The sequence below is a fragment of the Bradyrhizobium sp. genome (assembly GCF_019244115.1).
Classification (GTDB): domain Bacteria; phylum Pseudomonadota; class Alphaproteobacteria; order Rhizobiales; family Xanthobacteraceae; genus Bradyrhizobium.
In genome coordinates this window covers 1-6,346 of record NZ_JAFATE010000648.1, presented here as the reverse complement: position 1 = coordinate 6,346, position 6,346 = coordinate 1, and the positions used below count along the sequence as shown (strand labels likewise).

Below are 6,346 nucleotides of genomic sequence, written 5' to 3'. Positions count from 1 at the left end.
GAGATCGGTCAGCAGCGCGCGCATCGGCGCGCCCGCATGCATCGGGTTCTGCGGCAGCGCCATTGCCGGCACCCCGGCGCGCATGTGATCGTTGGCTTCGGCGAAATGCGGCGTGCCTGCGATCATATAGGCGCGCACATTGTCCGGAAAGTCGAGGTGATTGCCGTCGAGGTCGGTCACCAGGAGCGAGGCATGCGAAGCCCACCATTCATGCTCGCTGTCGGTCTGCATCACCTTGGGACAGGTCGCAGTGAGCGAACAGCGCCGCAACAGTCCGTCGGTCCGGCCCGAGATCGGGTCGGTCAGTGTCGCGTAGGTGAAGGGAAAGAGATCGGCCTGCCAAGCCGGGTCTTGCGGATGCCGCGGGTTGCGCCCAGGCTGTCCGAACCGAACGTTGGTCGCCATTCGACGCGTGCCGCCGACATGCGGCATCAGGCCGTCGAACACCGTGCGGCCCCGCATGTCCTGGTTGAAGCCGAGATAGAGGAAGTCGCGCAGGAAGCGGCCGGATTGCGAGACGCCAAAACCGATGGCACGGCTGACCGAGGGATGCAGCCCATTGAGCAGCGGATTGGCGGGGCTCGGATCGTGGCGCAGGAAGCTGACGACGTCGCGTACCGCCGCAAAACCCATTCCGAGCGGCACCGGATCGCGCGCGGTGTAGGTGATCTCGTAGAGCGCGCCGGCATCAAAGCCGTCGGGCCGCGTGATCTCCACCGTCGTCGGATCGACGAGGCGCGCCGACAGGCCAGACGGCGTCTGCCGCGCATCGGACCAGGCGGCGCGCACGGTGACCGCGAGATTGGCCGGCTCGGCTGCCGGCCAGGTGAGTGTAGCGCGCGCCGGATTGGTCGTGTTGTCGAAGATGACCTCCTCGCGCGCCGGGCCGATGATGCCTTTGATCACGGGCGCGCTCAGCGCCATCTGTCCGGGTTTTGACGAAATATCGGCCTGCCAGCCAACCCACACCATTGTGTAGCCGCTCCGATGCAGGAAGCCGATGCCGGCATCATCAGGCGCCTGCGCCCGGTTGGCACCGGGCTGGGCTGAATCGTCGAACAGCTGTGGTGCGAGCTTGCGTCCGCGATTGGGGACATCGAGCAGCAGCGTGCCGTTGCTCCGCGCCGGATCGGCGGGGCGGAGGATCACGACATCGGCCGTAGCCTCCACTTTTCCGTCCGCGTTGCGCGGCGCCAGCGCAAGATCGGTGATGATAGCATTGCGATCATCCGCGGGATCGAGCGCGATGGTCGCGCGTGCCGTGATCCGTTCGTAGGTCCCGACATCACTAAAACTGCGGCCTGCGAAGGCCGGCACGCGTTCGACGCTATCGAAGCGGACGACTTCGGCCCACAGCGTGGTCGGGAGCAGACAGATCGCGGCCATCGCGGCCAATACGAGCTTGCGCATGATCTGCCTCCGACGATTGGCGCCCCGAGGGTTGATCCTTCTTTTCCAAAGACGATACTCAAAGTCCAACGAGCGGCGATTGAAGCATTTCTTTAAGGATGCGGTCTACTCCCCTCGCTTACAAGGCAGCGCTGTCGCATGTTAGGTCTGAAACGGAGGCTGCAACACAATCGGCCGCGAACGAACCGGAACCGGACGTCGCGCGCTGCTACGCGGCGCGGACCGCGCCCAGGAACTTGCTGACCTCGAGTTTCAGGCGGTTGCTCTCGCTGGAGAGCGAGCGCGCCGCCGACAGCACTTGCGAGGATTCCGATCCTGTCCTGGAGGCGCCGCGCTGCACATCGGCGATGTTCGAGGAGACCTGCTGAGTGCCCTGCGCGGCCCGCTGCACGTTGCGCGCGATCTCCTGGGTCGCAGCCCCCTGCTCTTCGACGGCCGCCGCGATGGCGGACGCGATCTCCGACATGCGTCCGATGGTGTTGCCGATCTCCCTGATTGCATCGACCGATTCATGTGTCGCCGACTGAATGCCCTGGATGTGCTGGCTGATCTCGTCGGTTGCCTTCGAGGTCTGCTCGGCCAGGGCCTTCACTTCGGAGGCGACGACCGCAAAACCGCGGCCCGCCTCGCCGGCTCGCGCCGCCTCGATGGTCGCGTTCAGCGCCAGCAGGTTGGTCTGCCCGGCAATCTGGTTGATCAGTTCGACGACGTCACCGATGCGCGCGGCCGCCTTCGCGAGCTCCGCGACCCGCTCGTTGGTGCCATGGGCCTGGCTCACGGCCTCGCTCGCGATCCGCGCCGAATCCTGGACCTGACGGCTGATCTCGTTGACCGAGGAGGCCATTTCTTCCGTGGCCGAGGCGACCGACTGCACATTGGTGGAGGCCTCGTCGGAGGCAGCCGCGACCACCGATGTCAGTTCTTCCGAACGTGCCGCGGTCGATGTCAAAGTGTCGGCGGAGGCTTCCAGTGCCGAGGAGGCCGAGGACACGATCTCGACGATGCCGCCGATGACAGTTTCGAAATCGCCCGTGATGCGGTCGACGCGCTGGCCGCGCTTGATCTTGGCATCGGCCTCGACGCCGGCGGCCTTGTCCGCGGCTTCCTTGGCGATCAGCGCTTCCTTGAAGACCTGCAGCGATGTCGCCATCGTGCCGATCTCGTCGTCACGGCCGATCGCCGGAATCATGACGTCATGCTTGCCGGCAGCCAGTTCGCTGACGACGCCCGTGAGCGTTGCGAGCGGCGCGATCACCCGGCGGCGCAGCATCAGCGTGACGCCGCCGAGCACGCCGAGCAGCGCCAGCACCGCGATGGCGGTCAGCACCAGCATCATCAGCGCGCCGTCGCGCGCCGCCTGCGCGCGGTCGGCCGACTCGGCGAGCGCGGCATCGCGGACCACGAAGAAGGCCTGCACCGCTGGAACGACAATCGACGACAGCTCATCCGTTGAGATCTTATAATTACCTTCGCTGCGCCCGATCAGCATTTCCTGGTCGATCACGCCCGCAGCCTTCCCGAAATATTTCTCGATCGCATCCTTGAACGCCTTGGCGAGGCGCTCCGGTTGGCCAAGTTGGTCGATAGCGGCTTCGATCCGCTCACGATCGAGATCCACGCGTCCCTGCCCCCGGTCCATGGCGGACAACTCCGCCGGCGTCAGCGGACGGTGGACGCTGAGCGGAAGCGTCAAGGCGGCAGCCCGACCGCCGGCCGCGACCCTCAGGTCCTGGGCTGCGCGTGCGATACCCAACAGGGGGGAGAGCGAGGCATCGGCTGCCGCCACCCGGTTTTCCAGCCGATTGAGCACTGGATCGATGATGGCCATGGCCTTGGCAATCCCAGGCAGGAAGCCCTTGACGACCGCGCCGTCCCGCCCGCTCATCGCAGCGCTCAGAACGCGGTCTGTGCTGGACCGAAGCTCGGCAAGGCTTGCTGCCGCCTGGTTCAGCCCATCGATCATCGATGCGTCATCACTCAGAGCGCCGATCACCTTTCGCGCGTTCTCGAACGCGGTGTCCGAAGCCTGCGCCGACTGCTTGATGGCATCGAGCTGAGCTGGCGTGGCGGTGCCCTCCTGGAACAGAGGAGTGACGTAGGGCGCGCGGTGAGCAGCAATGTGCTGACTGACGACGAGAACTGCGCCGAACGCGTCGACGGCCTTGATGGCCTCGGTCCTGCTCACGACCGTACGATACTGCGGAACGAGAACCTCGGTGCCCAGGATGATTGCGAGCGCCGTCACCGACAGCATCGAAACTGCAAATAGCCGACCAATGCGCATGAAGCTCGTCCGTTGTGTTGTGCTCGATCACAACGTCTATTTTGCACTCGCTAAAGTTGGCTTAAGGATTGGGAAGGCACGCGAGAAATCGCCGTTCTACGCTGCCAGACAGGCATCCAAATACCTGAGGCCACGCGCATGCCGGCGCTGTCCCGACACCATCGACGACCTCGCTCAGGCGTCGCGGGCCGCTGCTGGCCTTGAGAACACGCGACTTGCAAGCACGTCGGCGGCCTCCAGCGACATGATGTCTTCGATCTGAAGACTCCGGCCGACATCGGCCATCAGGCGGCTTGCCTGCCGCAACCGCATGCGGTCGAGCGCGTTGCGGATCGAACGGGCATTGGAAAACAGCGGCTGGGTGCGGCGCAGACTGATATAGCGGACGAACGCCTCGCGCGCCGCCGGCGTGAACTTGTAGTTCATCCGGTGCAGCATGATGTCCGCGATCGCCAGCAGCTCATCCTCGCCGTAGTCGGGGAAATCGATATGATGCGCGATGCGGGAGCGGAAGCCGGGATTGCTGGCGAAGAACCGCTCCATCCGGTCGCCATAGCCGGCCAGGATGACGACGAGATCCTCGCGCTGGGTCTCCATGATCTGTAGCAGGATCTCGATGGCCTCCTGACCGTAGTCGCGCTCGTTTTCCGGCCGATAGAGATAATAGGCCTCGTCGATGAACAGCACGCCGCCCATCGCCTTCTTGAGGATCTCCTTGGTTTTTGGCGCGGTGTGCCCGATATACTGCCCGACCAGATCGTCACGCGTCACTGAAATCACCTGCCCGCGCCGCACGAAGCCGAGCTTGTGCAGGATCGCGGCGACCTTGAGCGCGACGGTGGTCTTGCCGGTGCCCGGATTGCCCGTGAACGACATGTGCAGGGTCGGCGTTTCCGCGGTCAGCGCCAGGCGCTTGCGCAGCCGCTCGATCAGGAGCAATGCCGCGATCTCGCGAATTCTGGTCTTGACCGGCTTCAGCCCGACAAGCTCGCGATCGAGCTCATCGAGCACCTCCGCGATGCCGACATCGGCATATTCCTGCTGCAGATCGATCGAGGCTGGCCGCTCATCTCGGGAGGGTTCAGTGAGAAGCGCGTTCGCCGTATCCTGCATGAGCTTTTTCCATCTTCGAAAGAGCTCCGCCGTCGCCGCGAGCGACGACGGAGCAAGTATCCGGTGGACGGGAGAATGCCACGACTCCCATCAAGGACGGTTCACCGGATCAGCGAGCTAGCCACTCTGGTAGCGATCGCCTTCGGGCCGCTGCGCCGCGTAGGACCGCGTCGCATAGCGCAGGTTGCGACCCACGGACTCCTGCCGGTCGAGCCGGAAGCCCGGCTCGTTGGCCGGGCGGTTGACGATGAAGGAGATCCGCACCGATTCCCAGCCGTGGCTCGCATCGAAGCCGGAGATGCGGATATAGCGGTCGCCATAGACGCGGCGGCAGTCGGCAAGCTCGCGCATGACGCCCGCGGCGTCCGCAAGATCGAACATCGGCAGGCCCCACATCTCCCAGTAGGTGTTGCGCGGGTGCGGATCGTCCGTGAATTCGATGTTCACGGCAAAACCCTTCTCCAGGCAATACTGCACCTGCCGCGTGATCTGCTCGTCGGTGAGATCGGGGAGAAACGAGAAACAGCCCTGGGTGACACGCATCATCATCTCCTTTCAGATCGCGACGCTGGGGGTTGGAATGAAATCAGGCGCATCGGTCGAGGTGTAGTCGAACGTCACGTCCTTCCACACCTCGAGCGCCTCGCGCAGCGGCGTGCAGGTCTGCGCCGCCTTGGCGAGAATCTCCGGGCCCTCGTGGACATAGTCGCGGCCTTCGTTGCGGGCCAGGATCATCGCTTCCAGCGCCACCCGGTTGGCGGTCGCCCCGGCCTGGATGCCCCGGGGATGGCCGATGGTGCCGCCGCCGAACTGCAGCACAACATCCTCGCCCAGCAGGTCGAGCAATTGGTGCATCTGGCCGGCATGGATGCCGCCGGAGGCGACCGGCATCAACTTGTTGAGGCTCGCCCAATGCTGGTCGAAGAAGATGCCGTGCTCGAGTTTTGTCGGATTGAAATCCTCCCGGCAGACATCGTAATAGCCGCGCGTGGTGTTCGGATCGCCTTCGAGCTTGCCGACCACCGTGCCCGCATGGATGTGGTCGACGCCGGCAAGCCGCATCCATTTGGCGATGACGCGGAAGGACACGCCGTGGTTGCGCTGCCGCGTATAGGTGGAATGACCGGCGCGATGCAGATGCAGGATCATGTCGTGCCTGCGCGCCCACTTTGCCATCGACTGGATCGCGGTATAGCCGATCACCAGATCGATCATGACGATGTTCGAACCGAGCTGGTGCGCAAACTCCGCGCGCTCATACATGTCCTCCATCGTCGCCGCGGTCACGTTGAGATAGGTGCCCTTGATCTCGCCTGTCGCGGCCTGCGCGCGATTGACCGCCTCCATGCAATAGAGATAGCGCTCGCGCCAGTGCATGAAGGGTTGCGAGTTGATGTTCTCGTCGTCCTTGCAGAAGTCGAGCCCGCCTTTCAATGCTTCGTAGACCACGCGGCCATAGTTGCGGCCGGACAATCCGAGTTTCGGCTTCACCGTGGCGCCGAGCAGGGGGCGGCCGTACTTGTTGAGGTACTCGCGCTC

5 protein-coding genes are annotated in these 6,346 nt (G+C 64.4%); all 5 read right to left on the bottom strand.

The genetic code is table 11. The features are described from left to right. On the bottom strand, positions 1-1,410 hold a 1,410-nt coding region (locus JOZ76_RS28245; RefSeq protein ID WP_291704280.1), incomplete at its 3' end, for an alpha/beta hydrolase domain-containing protein. Positions 1,411-1,618: 208 nt separating this feature from the next. Continuing rightward, positions 1,619-3,694, bottom strand: a complete 2,076-nt coding sequence (locus tag JOZ76_RS28240) for a methyl-accepting chemotaxis protein (RefSeq protein WP_291704278.1) — start codon at positions 3,692-3,694, stop codon at positions 1,619-1,621. Positions 3,695-3,868: 174 nt separating this feature from the next. After that, complete coding sequence (gene cbbX, locus JOZ76_RS28235; RefSeq protein ID WP_291704277.1) at positions 3,869-4,807, bottom strand: CbbX protein; 939 nt, start codon at positions 4,805-4,807, stop codon at positions 3,869-3,871. A 117-nt stretch (positions 4,808-4,924) separates the two neighbouring features. Next, complete coding sequence (locus tag JOZ76_RS28230; protein WP_291704275.1) at positions 4,925-5,350, bottom strand: ribulose bisphosphate carboxylase small subunit; 426 nt, start codon at positions 5,348-5,350, stop codon at positions 4,925-4,927. Between the two features lie 12 nt (positions 5,351-5,362). Continuing rightward, positions 5,363-6,346, bottom strand: a 984-nt coding sequence (locus JOZ76_RS28225) for a ribulose-bisphosphate carboxylase large subunit (protein ID WP_291704272.1), incomplete at its 5' end; no start/stop codon positions are given.

Excerpts from the sequence above, each read along its gene's own strand:
- JOZ76_RS28240 (WP_291704278.1), bottom strand. The coding sequence starts at position 3,694 with ATGCGCATTGGTCGGCTATTTGCAGTTTCGATGCTGTCGGTGACGGCG.
- cbbX (WP_291704277.1), bottom strand. The coding sequence starts at position 4,807 with ATGCAGGATACGGCGAACGCGCTTCTCACTGAACCCTCCCGAGATGAG.
- JOZ76_RS28230 (WP_291704275.1), bottom strand. The coding sequence starts at position 5,350 with ATGCGTGTCACCCAGGGCTGTTTCTCGTTTCTCCCCGATCTCACCGAC.